Source organism: Rufibacter sp. XAAS-G3-1 (assembly GCF_013623775.1).
Classification (GTDB): Bacteria; Bacteroidota; Bacteroidia; order Cytophagales; family Hymenobacteraceae; genus Nibribacter.
In genome coordinates this window covers 418,657-438,362 of record NZ_JABFAM010000005.1, presented here as the reverse complement: position 1 = coordinate 438,362, position 19,706 = coordinate 418,657, and the positions used below count along the sequence as shown (strand labels likewise).

Below are 19,706 nucleotides of genomic sequence, written 5' to 3'. Positions count from 1 at the left end.
TTATCCACTCAGATTCATGTTTCCTAGCCAGGGCATTTCTCTTCTGTTTTTAGGAAAGTAGGGGTAAAACAGTTCTCTCTTAATCACCTGAAACCAGATGCTTTTATGCACTTGTGCCTTTCCCTCTTAAAAAATGATCATCTATCTGGAAATCTTTTTTGGCGAAGAGTTTGTCTCTTCCTTCTGGCCACAGGGTTCCAAAGCTGCATACACACCAGTATCGGGAATAATCCGCGGTGGGCAACTCCCTCCAACAGCAAAATATCTGTTGTCCGGGATAGCACCGGTACAACCAAGCCTTGGGTACACGTAGAAGTACTCAAAAAGCAACGCATGATTCCGCTCCCGTTTCTGATAGTGGCCGTAGATAGGAGAAACTACCTGCTTCGTTTCAGCGTGAACACTTTTTCAGCACAGTACCGGGCATTGGACTCGGTCTCGTACCAACTGTATGATCCACACCAAAATCTTCTAAGCAAGGGCAAAGTGATCGCTCTGGCAGACCAGTTTGCGCAAATGCTGAAGTATAACTTCTACTACCCCGTAGTGAGGGAAACGGAAGACACGCTCACCTTAGCCAGGAGTCTACAGAAAAATCTTTATATTAACCTGGCACTTCACTTACAAGACACCACTGGGAACTCTGTCACCGAAGAATACCGGCAGATTTTACAAAAAGAAACTCCCAAACGGGTACGCGTGCACTTGATGGGGAACTGAACATGACCTCCTGAGAAGGTCTTTCATGCCTTGCTGCTTTGCCTCTGCTTTTTTAGTAAGACGATTACCAAAGCCCTGTTTCTATGCTGAAACATCTACTCTCTTCTTTCTTCTGTCTTTGCCTCACTTGGTCAGCCATAGGGCAAGCCATTACCCGGCTGGATAACAGCAAAATCACAACGGCCGCTCTAGATGCCAAGATTCAGCAGCTCATGCGGGCGGCGCAGGTGCATGGTCTGGCGGTAGCGGTGTTCAACCAGAACCAGCCGGTGTACCAGAAAACCTTCGGGTACAAGAATGCCCTCACCAAAGAACCTCTCACCCCCACCACCAACATTTACGGTGCCTCCTTAAGCAAAGCAGTATTTGCAGTATTGGTGATGAAGCTGGTGGAAGAAGGCAAGCTGGACTTGGACAAACCGCTGCAAAGCTATCTTCCAAAGCCCATCTACACCTATACCCCCGCCACCAAATGGCATGACCATTACCAAGACCTGAAACAAGACACCCTGTACCAGAAAATAACCGCCCGCATGTGCCTGGCGCACACGTCGGGCTTTCCTAATTGGCGCTGGGACTTGCCAGATGAGAAGCTACGCCCGCTGTTTACGCCGGGCCTCCAATACAGCTATTCTGGTGAAGGATTGGTGTACTTGCAGGTGGTGCTGGAGAAACTACTGGCCCAAAGCCTAGAAGAAATGATGCGGCAAAAAGTGTTCGGCCCGGCGGGCATGGTAAATTCTTCGTATACTTGGCAGCCTAGGTTTGAGAAAGACTACAGCCTAGGGCACCAAGCAAACGGAACACCGTACCAGAAAGACAAAGACAACGAGGCCCGTGCTGCCAGCACCTTGGAAACCACCTTGCAAGACTATACCCTGTTCACCCAGGCCGTGCTGCAAAACAAACTTCTGAAACCCGCCACTACCAAGGCCATGTTCCGTCCGCAAATAAGGATCAGGTCTGTCCAGCAGTTGGGGCCGCTGCGCCTGCGCGATTCCACCGCCAATGACGGCATCCAGTTAAGTTACGGCCTGGGCTGGGTGCTTCTGCAATCGCCGTACGGCACGGGCGCGTTCAAAGAAGGTCACGGCGACGGTTTCCAGCATTACTCCATCCTCTTCCCCGAGACCGGCACTGGCATCCTGCTCATGGGCAACAGTGACAACACCGAAAGCATCTTCAAGGAACTGCTGGAATACGCCATCAAAGACTCTTACACGCCCTGGTATTGGGAGAATTACATTCCTTACACGCAGAAGTAAGACAAAGCAAAGCCTCTACATCCTGTTGATTTTTTTGAGCGTACCAGTAACATTTTCTCGTTAAAGACTATGGTTCAAGCTTTCAACCTGGACTCAATATGACCTGAAATTTGCAACTCCCGTGAGGCGAACGCCTCAACTCGCCTGTACTAACACTTACCAACTACAGATTGCCCTCCTTTTGACGCAAACACCCTTCCACGTTGTCGGTTTTGCACCCTCTTTCTTAGGGACGGGAAATGTAGATTTACGTCTCAACCACTTACTTCACCCATGAATTCGCGCAAAGAGTTCTTCCACCTGATCTGGGCGGCCGTGAAAGGCAAAGAGCAGGATTATACCCGCCTGGGGCTGAAAGAATCCATTGTGCTGCTGGCCACCCCCATGATTCTGGAGATGCTCATGGAGTCGCTTTTTGCCGTGGTGGATATCTTTCTGGTGGGCCGGTTGGGTTCTTACGCCCTGGCGACCGTAGGTCTTACAGAGTCTATCCTGATGATTGTGTACTCAGTGGGCATGGGCCTGAGCATGGCCGGTACCGCCATGGTGGCGCGCCGGTTTGGTGAGAAGAAGTACCAGCAGGCGGGCACCATCACGTATCAGTTGTTGGTCACCGGTGGCGTATTAGCCCTGGTCACCAGCGTTCTCACGTTTCTCTTCGCCACAGACATTCTCCGGTTGATGGGGGCAGATGCCGAGGTCATCGCCAAAGGCGTGGGCTACGCGCGCATTATCTTCGGGAGTAATCTCATCATTATCCTGCTTTTCCTCCTCAACGGGGCGTTCAGGGGGGCCGGACTGCCGCACTTGCCCATGCGCACGCTATGGTTAGCAAACGGGATCAATATTCTACTGGCTCCGCTTCTCATCTTTGGGCTGGGCCCGGTACCTGCGTTGGGGCTGGAGGGCGCGGCCTGGGCTACTACCATCAGCCGGGGCATTGGCGTTATTTACCAGTTGTACCATCTGCTCAACGGGAAGCACCTCCTCATGATTACCCGTGAGAACATGGCGCTCCACTACAAGGTTGTGCAACGCATTCTGCGGGTTTCTCTGGGCGGCATGGGCCAGTTCATGATTGACTCTGCCAGTTGGATTTTCCTGACCAGGATTGTGGCCGAGTTCGGCAACAATGCATTGGCGGGCTACACCATTGCCTTCCGGGTCATTACGTTCACGCTGCTGCCAGCCTGGGGCTTGTCTTCGGCGGCGGCTACGTTGGTAGGCCAGAACCTGGGCGCCGGCAAACCCGGCCGGGCCGAGATTTCTGTCTGGCTGACCGCCCGCTACAACATGTTCTTTCTGGGCTTGGCTACGGCCGCTTTCTTTTTCTTCGGAGATCATCTGGCGGGCCTTTTCACCCAGGAACCGGCCGTCATCTCCATTGCTTCGTCTGCCTTGAAAATCATTACGCTGGGCTACATTTTCTTCGGGCTGGGCATGGTCATGGTACAGGCTTTCAACGGGGCCGGTGACACCAAAACCCCGGCTTTTATCAACATTGTAGTGCTCTGCCTGCTGGAAATTCCGCTGGCGTACCTGCTGGCCATTCACCTGGGCTACGCCCAAACCGGCATCTTTGTGACCATCGCTTTCTGCCACTCCCTACACGCGCTGATTAGTTGGTGGCTGTTCAGAAAAGGCAGATGGAAGACGGTGAAGATCTAAGGCTAGCAGGCGTTTTGAGGCTGTTTTGTAGAAAGTAGCCTCAAAACCAAATCAGAAAAGCTGGCGCGGGCTTCTAGACTAGCGCCCACGGCGATGCGTGATAATCAAAACACCCCTCCTAAAGTTGGATACACGCAATACCGGCTACTCCACAGGCCTCGTAGGAGCTGCGCACACTACGAGGTCTGTGCCGATAACTCGCCAATCAGGAGATTGGCTGTCCTTTGGTGCGTAGAGCGCTTACGCTACCTCTACGCACCGCAAAAGAGGCGTAGAGCGCGTACGCTACCTCCGAGTACCGGAAAATCTGCCCTCAGGCAGTTGACTTTTTGGGCAGACAGCATTGCTTGTACTTGTTGCCGCTGCCGCAGGGGCAGGGTTCGTTGCGGCCCAGGCGTTTGCCGTAGGGGTTGAGCAGTTCCCTGAAATTAAGCCCGAAGCGGCGTTTGGGGTTTTGTTTGAAAATTCTGGTGAGCATGGCGTACAGCCGAGGGTGCTTTTCAGACAACTGGCCGGGTTTCTCGAAAAAATATTCAGTGGAGACGGCGAAGAACTCGGCTTCATTGGTGGCCGCGTACGGGTTAATGTCTGATTGCCCTTTCCTGATTTCCTTGATCTTGCGGTCTCGCAGTTCTTCCCAGGGTTTTACCAGTTCATCGGGCAGGTAGGCGGCGGGCGTACCGTCAATCTCCCCATCGGCTTGGTCCAGCATGTGCGCGAACTCATGGATGCCCACGTTCTGGCGGTCGCCCATGTCGTTGAAGCCGCGTTCCAGGGCGGGCTTGGAGAGCGTGACGTAATGGTCGTTCTGGAAAGGGTTTACGCGGCCCAGCACCTCTGAGACGGCCTCACTGTCTTCGTCTTTGTAACGCTCCAGGCTTCCGGGGAAAATCAGGATCTCACCCAGGTTCTGGTACTCCCAGTCCTGCAACCCGAAGATGGGGATAATGGCGCTGGCGGCTACCAGTACTTTGGTGGTGGTGTCAATGGTTACTTCAATGCCGGTAATGCGTTTTTCAGACAAGAACAACTGCACCATCTTCTCAAAGCGCTGTTTCTCTTCATCGGTTTTCAAGGTATGGTAGAACCCTACCCGGTTGGTGAGCACCTTGCGCCACTCCGCCGGAAACTCCTGCGCCAACACCTTCTTCCGCCGCCGGCTCTTACGGGTGGCCCACCGGTAAAACACCACACACACCACTACTGTGAATACAATCAAAGCAAACATTCCCATAGACGCTTCCAACGTGGAAAAGGCCAGAAAGATGCCTGCCGCCGCAGTGGAGTAAAGCTAGTGGTAGACGTGAAATTGATGAGCCGGAAATGTCTTTCTTCCAGAAACCGGATTGCGGCTATTTTAAGAAAAACGGGCCAAAAACAGAACATTTGGGCCAAGACAATTCTATAGGAAGTAGGCGTTTGGTTGCTGTGCAGATTCTGCTACCTTTGAAAGGTGCCCCGGCAGATTTCCTGGCTTTGGCTGGTGGTTTTTCTTACGTCCATTTCAATGCATTAGCCTATGCAGTCTACCGCGCTCAGTCCGCAAGAATATATAGAGATGCTTCCTGAAGACCGGAAACAGGCTCTTGCCGCGTTGCGGGAAGTGCTTTTGCAAAACCTGCCCCACGGCTTTTCTGAGCAGATGAGCTACGGCATGGTGGGGTACGTGGTGCCGCACACGCTGTACCCGGCAGGTTACCACTGCGACCCCAAGCTGCCTTTGCCGTTTATAGGATTTGCGTCGCAGATGAATTTTATCTCTTTCTACCACATGGGCTTGTATGCCAATCCTGAGCTGCTGGCCTGGTTTACGGCAGAATACCCCAAGCACAGCAAAACTAAGCTGGACATGGGTAAAAGCTGCGTCAGATTCAAAAAGCCCGAACAGATTCCGCTGGAATTGCTGGGCGAATTGGCTTCTAAAATCACGCCGCAGGCTTGGATGGAATTCTATGAAACACAGTTCAAGAAATAAAAGCCAGTTTCTAGAGCCTACTGCCTAAAGAAAACCCTAAAGGTAGAGCCTTTGCCTAATTCGCTTTCCACCTCAATGGAGCCACCCGCGTTTTCTACAATGCGCTTCACAATGTAAAGGCCAATGCCGGTGCCCTCTACGTGGTCATGCAGGCGCTTGAACATGGTAAAGATTTTGGCCTTGTCCTGTGGTTTCATGCCCAAACCGTTGTCTGAGACAGAGAAGACGATAAACCCGGGCTCGTGCTGGGTGGTTATCTTTATTTCCAGCGGACGCTCTTCTGAGCGGTACTTCAAGGCGTTGCTCAACAGGTTGTAGACAATGCTGCGCACGTTCTTCGCTGAGAATTTGACGGTAGAACCGGGGGCGATGCAGGTTTCTATCTGGGCGCCAGATCCTTTGATCAGGTGTTCAAAGTCCAGTTGCACATCAGCCACTACCCCCGCTAAATCAATGGGAGCAATGTCTTCATCGGTTTCGCGCTGGATTTTGGCCACTTCGGTCAAATCTGCCACGGCGCGCTTGAACCGGCTCACCGAGGCATCCATCATTTGCAGCACCCGCTGCACCAATTCCTGCTGCTGAATCTCCACCGGTAAATACTCTATCAGGGTTTCCACCAGCCCCTCAATGTTGGAGATGGGTGCTTTCAAGTCATGTGACGCCGAGTACACGAAATTGTCCAGGTCGGCGTTGATGGCGCGCAGCTCAGCGTTCATCATCTCAATCTCCCGCCGGGCTTCTACCTGCTCATTTATCCCAGTAGCCACGGCAATAATCCCGGTAATGGCACCGCGTTCATCACGCATGGGATGGTACACAAAATTGAAGTACACCGGCTCCAGTTTGCCGTTCCGTTCCAGCAAAACAGGCAGCTCATTGTTCACGTACGGAACGCCCGTGTAGTAAACGCCGTCCAGCAGTTCCTTTATTCCCTGGTTTTTCACTTCGGGCAAAGCCTCCAGCAACGGCCTACGCAGCACGTCTTCCTGCTTTTTCCCCCAGAGTTCACAAATGCCCGGGTTTGCCAATTCTACCACATACTCTGGCCCCCGCAGAATGCAGATGGCCACCGGGGCCTGATTGAACAAGTCGCGCAGCTCAGCCTGCTGCCGGGTGGCTTCTTCGCGGGCCCGCACGCTGGAGATGGACATGGCTATCTGCCCGGCCAGCAGTTCATGGAAGTTCTGGTAATCGGTATCATATTCCAGCCGGGGGCTGATGCCCGAAACAAAGAACCCGATGAGCTGATCCTGGCCCGGCCGGAAGATGGGAACAATGACCGCCTGTGTAGGAGCCAGCTCCCCCCCATTCTGGTGCGACGGAAAGCCAAACGCTTGCAGGTCTTCCAGCACCAGGCTTTTCTTGGAACGCAGTACCTCCCCAAAAGGCCACTGGCTTTTGGCCCCCTGCTCCTGGAGCACTACCAACGGTTCCATCTGCGGCACCACGTCTCCAGATTGGCCCAACAGCGCAGCCTCGGTTTGATCCCAGTTTAAAAGGTAAATCTGGCTGAAGGGAATATCGTTTTCGTTCTGGGCCAGTAGGTTGCAGGTGGTTTGGCAGGCTTGGTTCAGGGTCTGAATCTGAGGCAGCGCATCAGAAATGTCTTTGAGGGCCTTGAGGCGGCGCTGGCCCAGAATGGTGCTGGTTTCTTCAGAACAGGCGCAAAACACCCCGGCCGCTTTTCCTTCGTCATCAAAGGCCGGGCTGTAGGAAAATGTCCAGTAGGTTTCTTCCTTAAAGCCTTTTCGTTCTAAGTACAGGAGCAGACCTTGGGCATAGAAGGGTTCTCCGCCCGCTAAGATATCCTCGGCAATGCCTCCTACATTGGCCCATATCTCGGCCCATACCGCGCGCGCCGGGGTTCCTAACGCGCTCGGATGCTTTTTCCCCAGGGCTGGCAGATAGGCATCATTGTGGAATGCGTATAAGCCCTCTGACCACCAGATGAACATGGGGAAGCCCGAGTTGAGTAACAGCCGGATGTTGGCTTTAAAGCTTTGGGGCCAATGGGCCGGACTACCCAGCGGATGGTTCTCCCAGTCATACTTGCGCATCAACGCTCCCATTTCTCCGCCCCCTTTAAAAATACTGAGTGCGTCTGAGGTGGTTTCATCTTGTAAGGAATGGGGCATATTGAAAGTAGTATGAAGATCTATTGGGTTTACTGAAGCCCCATGGGCGACTTTACTGGGTACTTATACGGGCCATAGCAGAAATGGCGCACACGGCACAAAGGTAGGGGTATAGTCTTAAGGTAGGTGTATAGTCCTTCTAATGAATAAGCGTAAAAAACAAAAAGGAGCGCTATGTTTTAGGGCTCCTTTTACAAGAATACGTCAGAAACAGTTACACCGTTCCCAATAAAACACCGGCTCCAAAAAGCATTTCTGCCTTACGTCTGTTCCTTAAAACCGGAAGAAGGTGTTGGTGCCGCCTACCTTGCCGCCGAAGTTGCGGATGTTGTAGGTGAACGTGAGCAGCGCGTAACGGGTGAGCACCTGCGTCTGGAAATCTTCCACAAAGTTTTCTCTGATGCTGCGGTACGCACTAATGTTCTGATCCAGCAAGTCATAGACAGACAGCTTCAACTGCGCCCGGTCGTTTTTCATGAACAGGAACGTCACCCCGGCGTTCAGGCGGCTAATGTCTTTCCGGAGGCCGGGTGCAATGTTGGAATTGTAGGTATAGTCGAAATTAGCTTCCCACACAATCCGTTTGGGCATTCGCACCACTATTCCGGTTCTGGACGTGCGGGTGAAAAAGCTAATGTCCTGGAAAGCGTTGTCTTCATACACGCTGCGGCGGTGGCCTAAGGTCAATGACTCATTGAACTCAAACTTGTCATTCAGGTTCACGCGCGCGTTCAGGCTGGGGTTAAACGAAATGGATTGCCCGTAGCTGCGGGTCTCGTTCAGAATAATCAGCGTTTTCACGTAGTTCACCCACATGGAAGCCGTTAAGGAGAATTGCTTTTTGCCGTCAAACTTCCAGTCTTTGGAGACATCGGCGTTGCCGTTCAACTGCCAGTTACCGTCTGTGTTCACGGGGCGGGTGGTCTGCTGGCCGGTAGCTTCATTTAAGGTTCTGGCCCGGGTGACGGCATCATTGCTGATAGTCCCGGAAAGATAGGCCCAGTAGTTCATAGACCGTTTGGTGTCAAACTTACGGTAATGCAGGTTCACCGAGTTGGAGATGGTGGGCGTTAACCCCGGGTTGCCGTACTGGATAAACAGCGGGTTGGAGATGTCTGTTACGGGCTGCAAATCGGCGGCCGAAGGTTCGCGCACGTTCACGTTATAGCTGAAGTTGAACCCTTTCCAGTTGGCTGTCAAAGACGGGAACGCGTAAAAGTAATTCTGCTTGATGGGCCTCAGTTTCTGGAAGGAATTGTCAATATCCAAGAAGGTAAACCGGATGCCGGGCTGCAACGTTAACTCCTTTATTTTCCACTTCACGCTAGTGGTCAGGTAATTGCGCCAGCCGCTTCTTTCCACTTTATCTGAGAGCTCCGGTAGCCGCCGCAATGGTTCTGTTCCTTCGGCCGTCAGGTCAAACGTGTTCACCAAGTTTTTATCTCTGAAATACTCAGAATTCAGCCTGATAACGCCACTAAGCGTCTTACTGAAAGGCTCTGTGTAAGAATAGGAGGTATTAATGGCGGTATTGGCCACTACGTTGTCGCGTAGTTGATCCAGGGTTTCAGAGTAAGGATCTAGGCCGTAATAATTGCTGAGCACCTGGTAATACTGATCCTGATCGCCGTCGTTGAAGTTGTAGGAACCATAGAAGTTGAAGATACGGCCTTTCTTTTTGCGGGAGTTTCGGTCAAACGAGAGATTCCCCGAGAAGGTAGTGGTGTTGTTCTCCAATACCTGCTGGTTATCGCTGCTGTTGAGCGGCTCAGAGAGGCTCCGGAACGTAGTGGTAAACAACCCCTGGTTAGACGCACTCTGCGCCAGCACCACACTGGGCGAGAAACTGAGGTTGGTCACCGAGTCAATCTTCCAGTCCAGCCTGCCGCCAATTCTGTGGCTGCGGTTCTCGCTGTTCTGGTCTCTGGAACGGCGTGAGACAAGGGTGTCGCTCTGCAGGCTCTGCGCAGAGTTTACCAGTTGGTTCAGGTAGGCGTTGATGCCCCCGAAGAAGTATTGCAGGTTCACTTTCACATCGCCTTTGAGCAGGGTGTTAAAGTTACCGCCCGCCCCCGAAGACCGCTGGATGCCGTCTTCGGTACCGCCAAAGGAAATCCCGTTCACGGCAAAACCGCCGTCGCTCCTGACCATAATGGAGTTCATGCCGCTGCGGTTAAAGCCCCCAATTCTGGAAATATCCTCAAAACCGAAGGCGGGCTTGTTCAGGTTGTTGGAATAGCCCAGCACGCTGACTTGAGTGGTGTCCCTGAAGACGTTCAAGATACCGCCACCTTCGTAGCGGCTGCCTGAACCCGTACCCGCATACACTTTCCCGAATGCCCCTTGCTTAATGCCTTTCTTCAGTTTGAGGTTGATGACCTGCGGAATCTCGTTCACCGGAAGGTCTGGGTCTCTTCTCAAAGCGTCTGGGTCATTCACCACCTGCACTTTGTCAATCATATCGGCGGGCAGGTTGCGCGAAGCCACCTTGGGGTCGTTCCCGAAGAACTCTTTCCCGTCTACCAGAATCTTGTTCACCGCTTTGCCGTTCACCGCAATATTTCCTGAGCCGTCTACCGTTACGCCCGGCAATTTCTTCAAGAGGTCTTCCAGCAGTGCCGTGGGCAAGGTTTTGAACGAGTTGGCATTGAACTCCAGCGTATCTTTCCGGACAATGATGGGCGGGGCCTCAGATGTGATAATCACTTCGTCCAGCAAGTGGTCTGCCTGCTCCATGTTTATCTGCCCCAAATCCAGCTCAGAATTCCCAGAAGGCAAAGAGAACTCCTTCCGGAACACTTTAAAACCGGTCATGGTAATCACAATCCGGAGCGGCTGGTTCAAGGCCAAGCCCGGTACCCGGAAGTTCCCTTTCTCATCACTTACCCTGAACGTCACCAGCGTGGTATCCTGGGCGGTGTAGACCGCAATAGTAGCGTAAGACAAAGCCTCTTTGTGGGTGGCATCCCAGAGTTTGCCTTTCACCTCTCCTTTCTGGTTTTGGGCGAAAGAGGCCGTTGAACAGCAGAGGCACAGCAGGAGAAGAAACGCGGGTAGAAGTGATTTCATACGTACCGGTGAAAGATGAATAGGAAGTTGGGCTACAGGATAGTAACTGGTATAATGTTAGGGAAATAATACCAGAGCTGCGTCTTCCGCTTTTGAGATTTAACAAAGATTAACATTTGACTTCTGCCGTTAACAGGCCGTTTTTTGAAAAACAGGCGCAAACTGGAAGCAGCATTTTTGCCTGGAAGTGCGTGGTGCCTTAGAGGCGAACCTCTTTCTTTTCACTGGTATCTATGTGCTTGTCTTTTGATACCGTTATTGGTTCCTTTTAGCCCCTGTCTGGAGTTAGCTTCTGTAAAGAGACTGGGCAGTTCCTTTGGCTTGGACGCTTTTGCTTGGATATTAGTTTGTGCACGCAATATGCTGTTCCCTTGGCCTGTCTGCTTTTCTCGTGGGTGCAAGTGCTGTGTTGTTTCATAGCTTCCGCTAAGCGCTCACGGCCGCGGGGCCCCGTCTTCCCCTCCCGCACTGCCCTTTCGGCCTGAGAAGTCCTTTGCTCTTAGTTTTGCCTGTCTATGGCCAAAAGCGAGGCGCGCTGGGGGAAGACTGGAACTGGGAAAGTTGTAGGGCCCATATTCATTAGTTCGATACTTTTGCCCTCTAAAGCAGATACTCCCCCTTTGAAGGGGGCGAAGGGGGATGTTTACACCTGCCGGTCAAACGCATTCCTTTCTCCTTCCAAGGCGTATTCCCCTCCTGGGAGGGGTTGGGGTAGGTTTTGTCGCTTCACCGGCTCCTCCTAAAGCACACCAATTATTCAATAATGCCACAAGCTCTGTCCTTTTCATCATGCCCTTCTTAGCATCTGTTAAGGCTTACATGTTAAACTTAAATAAGCTTAGAAAATATATGTAATAAATTCAATAATATTTTGTAACATTACTTAACCCTATCCTCCCACTAATAAATCAAGCGTATGTCAAAGACGAGTACTTTAGCCGTATTACTGGCGGCCGCCCTGCTATCCCAGGCGCAGGCGCAGACTTCCAAAAAAGCTTCCCCCACCAAGAAACCAGTTGCGGCCATGGCTTCCGCGCAGAAGCCAGGCCAGACCAAGCTGGTTGAGAAAGTGACTCGCAAAGGTTCCGAACTGATGATCCCCTATGAGAAGTATGTGTTGCCCAACGGCCTCACGGTAGTAGTGCACGAAGACCATTCTGACCCCATTGTGCACGTGGACGTGACTTACCACGTTGGCTCAGCCCGCGAGGAGGTTGGCAAGTCTGGTTTCGCGCATTTTTTTGAGCACATGATGTTCCAGGGCTCTGACAACGTGGGCGACGAGGAACACTTCAAGATTGTCTCTGAGGCGGGCGGTGATTTGAATGGCACCACCAACCGCGATAGAACCAACTATTTTGAGACCGTTCCATCTAACCAACTAGAAACCGCTCTTTGGCTAGAGGCAGACCGCATGGGCTTCCTGCTGGATGCCGTGACCCAGAAGAAATTTGAGGTACAGCGCGAGACCGTGAAAAACGAGCGCGGCCAGAACTATGACAACCGTCCCTATGGGCTAGTGTACGAGAAGAACGCCCAAGCCCTGTACCCCTTCGGTCACCCGTATTCCTGGACTACCATCGGCTACATTGAGGACCTGAACCGGGTAAACGTAGACGACCTCAAGAACTTCTTCCTGCGCTGGTACGGCCCCAACAACGCTACCTTGACCGTAGGCGGTGACGTTACCCCGGCCCAAGTAGTGAAATTGGCCGAGAAGTACTTCGGCTCCATCCAGCGCGGGCCAGAGGTGAAGAACATGAAGTTGGCGGCTCCGGTGCTTACCCAAGACCGGTACATCTCTTACGAGGACAACATCCGTTTCCCTATGGTACAGATGACGTTCCCTACGGTGCCCAACTACCATCCAGATGAAGTACCGTTAGATGTGCTTTCAGAAATTATTGGCGGCGGCAAAAACTCAATTCTCTACCAGAATTTAACCAAAGCACAGAAAGCCGTGCAGGCGAACGCCGGGCACCCGTGTTCAGAACTGGCCGGCGAATTCACGTTAACGGTACTGCCGCTCCCGGGCTTAACCCTGGCCGACATGGAGAAAGAGATGCGCAACGCCTTTGCTGAATTTGAGAAAAGAGGCGTTACCGATGATGACCTGGAGCGCTTCAAATCTTCTTATGAGGCCAACATCATCAACAGCCTGTCCAGCGTGGCTGGCAAAACCTCTACCCTGGCTTCTTACCAGACTTTCACCGGCAACCCCAATTTCCTGGCTAATCAATTGAAAGCGCACCGGGCCGTGACCAAAGCCGATGTGCTGCGCGTCTATAACCAATACATCAAAGGCAAGCCGGCGGTGATTCTGAGTGTGGTGCCCAAAGGCAAACCAGAGATGGTGGCAAAAGCCGATAACTTCAACGTTGACCCAAGCGGCTACAAAGCGCCCGCTGATCAATACGCCGGTCTAACATATGTGAAGGCGAAAGATACTTTTGACCGCAGCAAACGTCCGTCCGCCGGATCTAACCCAACCATTAACGTGCCTCCGTTCTGGAAAGACAATTTCTCCAACGGCATTAAGGTGATTGGCGCTAAAAGCGACGAAGTGCCTACCGTAACCATGCTCTTTACCCTACAGGGTGGCCACAAACTGGAGGCGCACGACCCATCCAAGGCTGGCCTTGCCTCTTTAACCGCGGCCATGCTCAATGAGTCATCTGTGAAGTACACCGCTGAGGACATTTCTACCCAGTTGCAGAAGTTGGGAAGCTCCATCAATTTCGGGAGCGGCACCGAGACCATGACGGTATCGGTGCAAAGCCAGGTGAAAAATCTGGATGCGACGCTGGCTCTGCTGGAAGAGCGCATGATGCACCCGCGCTTTGACCAAGCCGATTTCGACCGTCTGAAAAAGCAACGCCTGGAGGCCATCAAAAACCAGAGCACGCAGCCCACCGTGGTCGCCAACAACGTCTACAACAAAATGCTCTACGGCGAAGGCCACATCAAGGCTATTCCGGTGATGGGGACTACGGCTACCGTGGAAAGCATTGCCCTGGACGATGTGAAGAAATTCTACCAAACCTACTTCTCCCCCTCAGTGACCAACCTGGTGATTGTGGGCGACGTGGAAAAAGCCCAGGTTATGCCCAAACTGGCCTTCCTGAACAAGTGGGCCGCCAAACCCGTGAATATTCCGGCAGAGCCGAAAGTGGCTACTATTGACAAGACCAAAATCTACGTGGTAGACAAAGAGAAAGCCGCCCAGTCTGAGATCAGAATCGGGTACATGGCGCTGCCGTATGACGCTACCGGAGATTATTACAAGGCCACGTTGATGAACTACGTACTGGGTGACGCCTTCAACAGCCGCATCAACCTGAACCTGCGCGAAGACAAAGGGTACTCGTACGGAGCCTGGTCTTATTTCTCGGGCACCGAGGCTGCCGGCCCTTTCACCGCCGCCGCCGGGGTTCGCTCCAACGTGTCTGACAGCTCTGTGGTAGAGTTCATGAAAGAGATCAAGCGGTTCCGGGAAGAAGGCATCACCAACGAAGAACTAGCGTTCATGAAGAGCGCCATCGGCCAGTCTGATGCCCTCAAGTATGAGACTTCTTTCCAGAAAGCGTACTTCCTCAACAACATGCTGCGCTACAACCTGGACGCCGACTACGTGGCCAAGCAAAACGAAATCCTGAAGAACATCACCAAAGAGGAAATCAACGCTTTAGCCAAGAAATACCTACCGGTAGAGAAAATGAGCATCATGCTAGTGGGCGACAAAGCCGCCATCAAGCCGGGCCTGGAAAAACTGGGCTACGAGGTGGTAGAGCTTGACCCAGACGGAGCACCGGTTCTTGCCAAAGCAGATACACCAGCCGTGCCGGAAGAACCTAAGAAAATAGAACCAGTGAAAGGCCGGAAAGCCAAGAAAGAAGGACGTATTTTCTAGTTGACCTTTCCTTCAAGTGCCGATCATCCACACGTGAGGAATACGTTTTAAAGGCGTTTTCGGGAAAAGACCCCGGAAACGCCTTTTTTTTCTTTTTCTGCGGTTTTGGGAAGGCACTACCCCATTACATGATGGTACACCTTAGAAGGAGATGGTGGAGAGTAAAAAGCTACCCCTCCTAGACAGGGCTGATTCAAGCAAGAGAGGTTGCTTGTTGTTACGAGATCAGCAAACGTCTTTGAGACTCTCGTCTCACTATACTACTTTCCCCAGTTCCAGTCTTTCCCGAGCGCGCCTCGCTTTTGGCCCTGGATAAACAGCTACTAAAAGAAGGGAACTTCTCAGGCCGAAAGGGCAGTGCGAGAGGGGAAGACGGGGCCCCGCGGCCGTGAGCGCATACCGCCAAAAATGGAACAATGCAGCACTTGCACCCACGCAAGAAGCGGACAAGCCAAGGGAACAACGTAAGGCATGCACCTGCCAACCCCCTTAAAGAACCCAGTTCCAGCCAAATGCTCCCCACCTCTTGACAAGCACCTCCGTTTTGAAGCTGATTTAGCAAAAACAGCCCGAAAACGAACGCCTCTTTGCTACTCCAGCAAACCCTTTACCTGCTGCACCAGCGTATCGCCCGCCATCCAAGTCATAACCAGCACCACCAACAGCCCAAACAACGTCAACAGCTTTGGGTGCCGGTATTCGCCCATCAAACTCTTCTTATGCGCCGCCACCAGCATAGTGCCCAACGTAACGGGCAGCACAAAGCCGTTCAGCAAACCAGCCCACACCAGCAACAGCACCGGCTTGCCGATGGAGACGAAAATAGCCGTGGAAACCACGATAAACCCAATGATGAACCAGTTCTCGTTTTGCGCGATGCGCGGATGAAAAGACTTGATAAATGAGACCGAGGTATAGGCCGAACCCACCACCGAGGTAATCGCCGCCGACAGCATCACAACCCCAAACAACTTATACCCCACCGCCCCGGCGGACAGTTCAAACACCGAGGCCGTTGGATTCTCGGGGTTCAGTATTTTTCCCTGCTGTAACACACCCAACGTTGCCAGAAACAGAAAGATTCTAATGATAGAGGCCAGTGAAATGCCGGACACGGCGCTGGCAGTCACTTGCCCCAGGGCTGCTTTCCCTTTAATGCCCGCATCCAGCAACCGGTGCCCACCCGCGAAGGTGATATAACCGCCCACCGTTCCGCCCACCAGCGTGATAATGGCCGTGAAACTAATCTGTTCCGGCGCGAAGGTTCTGATAGCCGCTTCCGCTACGGGCGGCGAAGAAACCCAGGTCACATACAGAATCAACCCAATCATAAGGGCTCCCAGAATCTGGGAAAAAAAATCCATCAGTTTCCCGGCTTCGCGCACCAGAAAAATGCCAATGGCCACCGCGGCAGAAATAAGCGCCCCCGTTTCCACGGGAAGGCCCGTGAGCACATTCAGGCCCAGGCCCGCGCCCCCCACGTTCCCAATGTTGAAGGCAAAACCGCCCAGCACAATCAACAAAGCAATGAAGCCGCCCAAACCCGGCAGCACCGCGTTGGCTACGTCCTGCGCCCGTTTCTCAGAGATGGCAATGATCCGCCACACGTTCAGTTGCACGCCAATGTCCAGTAAAATGGAAAGCAGAATCACAAACCCGAAGCTGGCACCCAGGCTTTGGGTAAAAACGGTGGTTTGGGTTAAGAAGCCAAGGCCTACGGCCGAGGTGGCCATCAGGAAAGCGGCACCCAGGAGCACACCCCAGTTTTTGGGTTGTTTCATAAAACTAGCCCGAAAACGCCTGAAGAGTAATATTTTCCTGGGTGAGCGCTTCGCGGATGAGCTGCGCAAACACCACCGCATGCGCGCCATCGCCGTGAATACAAACGGTATCTGCTTTGATGGACACGTCCACCTCTTGCTGCGACAACACTTTCCTTTCTTTCACCATGCGCACCACCTGTTGCACTGCCTCCTGCTGATCTGTGATTACCGCGTTGGGCAATCTACGGGAAGTGAGGGTGCCGTCTTGCTGGTACGTTCTATCGGCGAAGACTTCGTGGGCGGTTTTCAGGCCCAGCTTCTCTCCGGCTTTGACCAATGCACTTCCGGCCAGGCCATACAACACCACCTCTGGGTTCACTTTGTACACGGCTTCGGCAATGGCTTCGGCCAGGGCCGGATTGACGGCGGCCATGTTGTAGAGCGCGCCGTGCGGTTTAACGTGGTGCAACACACCGCCTTCGGCTGTGATGAAACCCGAGAGCGCGCCAATCTGGTACACGGTTACATCAAAGGCTTCCTCGGGAGAAACCGCCATCTCGCGCCGCCCGAAACCAACTAAATCCTGAAAACTGGGATGCGCCCCCAGGGCCACTCCCTGCCGCAAGGCTAACCGCACGGTTTTCTTCATCACCGCCGGGTCTCCGGCGTGGAACCCGCAGGCAATGTTAGCCGAGGTCACCAAGGGCAGAATGGCTTCATCATTGCCCATTTGGTAGGCCCCGAAACTCTCGCCCAGGTCACAGTTTAAATCAACGGTAAAGGTAGGATTCATCTTTTCAATTGAAGGTGAAGAACGCGCGTCAGGTGTTCCATGGTTCGCTCCTGCTGGTAGTACAACTCGTGCGCTTCTGCCAGAGAAACCTGCCGGAAACGGATGGAACCGCCAGGGCGTACTTGGGCCAAAACCGGCAAATCGGCGAAAATGACCTGTCCCAGACGCGGGTAGCCGCCCGTGGTCTGGTGTTCGGCCATCAAGATAATAGGATTTCCGTGGGATGGCACCTGTACCGTCCCAAAAGTGACGGCACTGGAGAGTAGCTCTTCCGGTTTGTTCAGTGGCAGCGCGGGCCCTTCTACCCGGTAGCCCATACGGTCTGAGGCATTGGTTACCTTGAATTCAGATTGCCAGAAGGTTTCCTGCACATTTTCAGAAAACAGGCTATATTCCGGCCCCGGCACCACGCGCACCGTTGGGTTTTCGGCGTACGCCGGAAGCAGTTCAGAGGAGATACCCCATTTAGAAACCAGGAACGGTTCTTGTGCCGGACTTTTCTGCTGCCAGGATTGAAGTTGTGCTAAGGGCATACCTTTAAAAGGCAATTCGGCGCCTTTCTGTAAGGCTCTTCCTTGCCATCCGCCTACCGCGGCACGTATGTAGGTTGCGGCACTGCCCATAACCAAGGGCACGTCAAACCCTCCGGCCACGGCCAGATACGCCCGGCAGCCTTGCGCGGGTGTCCCGAACTCCAGCAAGGTTCCCTTCCGGATGAAAATAGGTCTATGGATGGGGACTGATTTACCGTTCAGTTTGGGCGAAAGGTTCGCTCCGGCAAGGGCCATCAGGCAATCTTCCTGGAACAGCAGGCTGGGGCCAACTAGCGTAATCTCCAGGGCCGCTTCGGTTGCAGCATTCCCTACCAGTAGGTTGGCGAGGCGAAAGGCGTAGGCGTCCATGGCACCGCTGACCACCATGCCTTGCTTCTGGAACCCGTAGCGGCCCAAATCCTGCACGGTAGTGAGCAGACCGGCTTTCTCCACCTTAAGGCTCATGCGTCTGGCCCTCTCGTTTTAAGTACGTTTCCAGAGAAACAGGCACAAAACGCACCAGGTCGCCCATCTGCAACAGACTTGGAGGCTCACGGCTGGGGTCAAACAGGGAGAGCGGCGTGCGGCCAATCAGTTGCCAGCCGCCCGGAGTTTCCAGGGGGTACACGCCCGTTTGCGCCCCGGCAATACCCACCGACCCGGCCGGAATCACCTTCCTGGGCACCTCTTTGCGGGGTGCGGCAAGGCGGCTGTCCATGCCGCCCAGATACGGGAAGCCGGGCGCGAAACCAATCATGTACACCAGGTACTCAGGCTGAGTATGGATAAAGATGACTTCCTTGGGGCTAAGACCGGTGTGCTGCGCGACAAACGCCAGGTCTGGCCCAAATTCGCCACCGTACACCACCGGGATTTCTATGACCGAAGGAGCTTCTATCTGGGGAGTTATTTCCAGTTGGGCCAGCATCTCGCGCAGGTTTTCTTCCACCACCGCGTAAGGGTCTTGCTGCCCTTTTTCGCTCACGAGCCACGGGTCATAGTAGAGGGTCACGGTGGTAAAGGCGGGCACGTACTCCACCATTCCGGGAAAGGAATGCTGATCCAGAAACTGCGCCACGGCCTTTACCTTCCTATGCGTCTCTACCGCAATCTCGTCCCCCAGTTGCAGCACAATGGCCGCCTCTCCCAGCGGGTATATTTTAACGGACGATCGCAGAAGTGACATACGTACATTTCCAGTTTGCCTTTAATGTAGCGAAAAAAGGCTGGAAACGCATGACGCTTACGCGAACATCTTCTCGGTGGCTCTGCTGTAAAGGGCTTCGTTTCTGAAGGGCACCAGGGCTAATTTGGTGGCTTGCTCGTATAATTCCTGACGGTCTACCACGTTATTGGTTAAGATGCCAATGGCGCCGCCTTTTTGCTTGGAGTTCGTTTGTCCAAAAACCTGGTCATCGGCGGCGCCGAGTTCCACACCTTGCTTCACCAATTCGGCTACGGCCTGCGGCAGGAAGAACATACCGGAGCGGGCTTTCCCTACCAAGTTCTTGGTGCGCACCACAATCCAGGCAAAGGCCGCCAGTTCTACGTGCAAGGACTGCACCCCGCCTTCAATGCCTACCCAGAAATCTGCCTCGGGAAAAGCCTCATACGCGTTGTTCATCCGGTTAAAGGCACCGGTCAGCGTTTCGGTATCTGTCAGAGGTTGGTCGGCCACACCGGAGGGCACAGAGACAGATTCTACTATAAATTCGTGCTGCGGAAACATGGCCTGTAACCCACTATGTACCGCCTTCACTTTTACAGGATTGGTGGAACCCACCACTACTTTTAGTACTACTTTATTCATCTCTTATGTTTTCTTACCACGAAGTAAAGCAAAATTATTACATTTTACTACACCACACCCTA

At 53.2% G+C, this 19,706-nt stretch carries 13 protein-coding genes; 5 read left to right on the top strand and 8 right to left on the bottom strand.

What is annotated here, in order from left to right; all coding sequences use genetic code 11:
* Window positions 1–333 precede the first annotated feature (333 nt).
* The 3 genes from HHO50_RS06155 to HHO50_RS06145 all read left to right on the top strand — a co-directional run bounded on the left by HHO50_RS06155 (window position 334) and on the right by HHO50_RS06145 (window position 3,653).
* Complete coding sequence (locus HHO50_RS06155; protein WP_181305112.1) at window positions 334–720, top strand: hypothetical protein; 387 nt, start codon at window positions 334–336, stop codon at window positions 718–720.
* 83 nt (window positions 721–803) lie between these two features.
* Window positions 804–1,985, top strand: coding sequence for a serine hydrolase (locus HHO50_RS06150; protein ID WP_181305111.1), 1,182 nt, complete (start codon window positions 804–806; stop codon window positions 1,983–1,985).
* A 273-nt stretch (window positions 1,986–2,258) separates the two neighbouring features.
* A complete protein-coding gene (locus tag HHO50_RS06145) occupies window positions 2,259–3,653 on the top strand; it encodes an MATE family efflux transporter (protein ID WP_181305110.1) in 1,395 nt (464 codons plus the stop codon).
* Window positions 3,654–3,966: 313 nt separating this feature from the next.
* On the opposite strand, the gene HHO50_RS06140 is transcribed toward HHO50_RS06145, so the two are convergent.
* Entirely contained in the window at window positions 3,967–4,887 is a 921-nt protein-coding gene (locus HHO50_RS06140; protein ID WP_181305109.1) for a zinc-dependent peptidase, read from the bottom strand.
* A 285-nt stretch (window positions 4,888–5,172) separates the two neighbouring features.
* On the opposite strand from HHO50_RS06140, the gene HHO50_RS06135 reads away from it, so the two are divergent.
* Window positions 5,173–5,628, top strand: coding sequence for a DUF1801 domain-containing protein (locus tag HHO50_RS06135; protein ID WP_181305108.1), 456 nt, complete (start codon window positions 5,173–5,175; stop codon window positions 5,626–5,628).
* A gap of 17 nt (window positions 5,629–5,645) precedes the next feature.
* Here the strand turns inward: HHO50_RS06135 and HHO50_RS06130 are convergent, their stop codons facing one another.
* Both HHO50_RS06130 and HHO50_RS06125 read right to left on the bottom strand, forming a co-directional pair.
* Entirely contained in the window at window positions 5,646–7,766 is a 2,121-nt protein-coding gene (locus HHO50_RS06130; RefSeq protein WP_255478616.1) for an ATP-binding protein, read from the bottom strand.
* Window positions 7,767–8,039: 273 nt separating this feature from the next.
* Complete coding sequence (locus tag HHO50_RS06125; RefSeq protein ID WP_181305107.1) at window positions 8,040–10,835, bottom strand: outer membrane beta-barrel protein; 2,796 nt, start codon at window positions 10,833–10,835, stop codon at window positions 8,040–8,042.
* Between the two features lie 1,024 nt (window positions 10,836–11,859).
* Between HHO50_RS06125 and HHO50_RS06120 the strand changes: the two genes are divergently transcribed.
* Window positions 11,860–14,745: a M16 family metallopeptidase gene (locus HHO50_RS06120; protein WP_370457533.1), complete on the top strand. Its 2,886-nt coding sequence runs from the start codon at window positions 11,860–11,862 to the stop codon at window positions 14,743–14,745.
* Window positions 14,746–15,335: 590 nt separating this feature from the next.
* Here the strand turns inward: HHO50_RS06120 and HHO50_RS06115 are convergent.
* The 5 genes from HHO50_RS06115 to yjjX are packed head-to-tail and all read right to left on the bottom strand — an operon-like array spanning window position 15,336 to window position 19,644.
* The gene (locus tag HHO50_RS06115; RefSeq protein ID WP_181305105.1) at window positions 15,336–16,526 is read right to left on the bottom strand and encodes an NRAMP family divalent metal transporter; all 1,191 of its coding nucleotides are present in this window, start codon (window positions 16,524–16,526) and stop codon (window positions 15,336–15,338) included.
* Window positions 16,527–16,530: 4 nt separating this feature from the next.
* Window positions 16,531–17,301: a LamB/YcsF family protein gene (locus HHO50_RS06110; RefSeq protein WP_181305104.1), complete on the bottom strand. Its 771-nt coding sequence runs from the start codon at window positions 17,299–17,301 to the stop codon at window positions 16,531–16,533.
* Window positions 17,298–18,299 carry a biotin-dependent carboxyltransferase family protein gene (locus HHO50_RS06105; protein WP_181305103.1) on the bottom strand — a complete coding sequence of 334 codons (1,002 nt, stop codon included), beginning with the start codon at window positions 18,297–18,299 and terminating at the stop codon, window positions 17,298–17,300. Before HHO50_RS06105 ends, HHO50_RS06110 begins: the two co-directional genes overlap by 4 nt.
* A complete protein-coding gene (pxpB, locus tag HHO50_RS06100) occupies window positions 18,289–19,020 on the bottom strand; it encodes a 5-oxoprolinase subunit PxpB (protein WP_181305102.1) in 732 nt (243 codons plus the stop codon). Before pxpB ends, HHO50_RS06105 begins: the two co-directional genes overlap by 11 nt.
* Before the next feature lie 57 nt (window positions 19,021–19,077).
* Entirely contained in the window at window positions 19,078–19,644 is a 567-nt protein-coding gene (gene yjjX, locus HHO50_RS06095; protein ID WP_181305101.1) for an inosine/xanthosine triphosphatase, read from the bottom strand.
* Window positions 19,645–19,706: the final 62 nt, after the last annotated feature.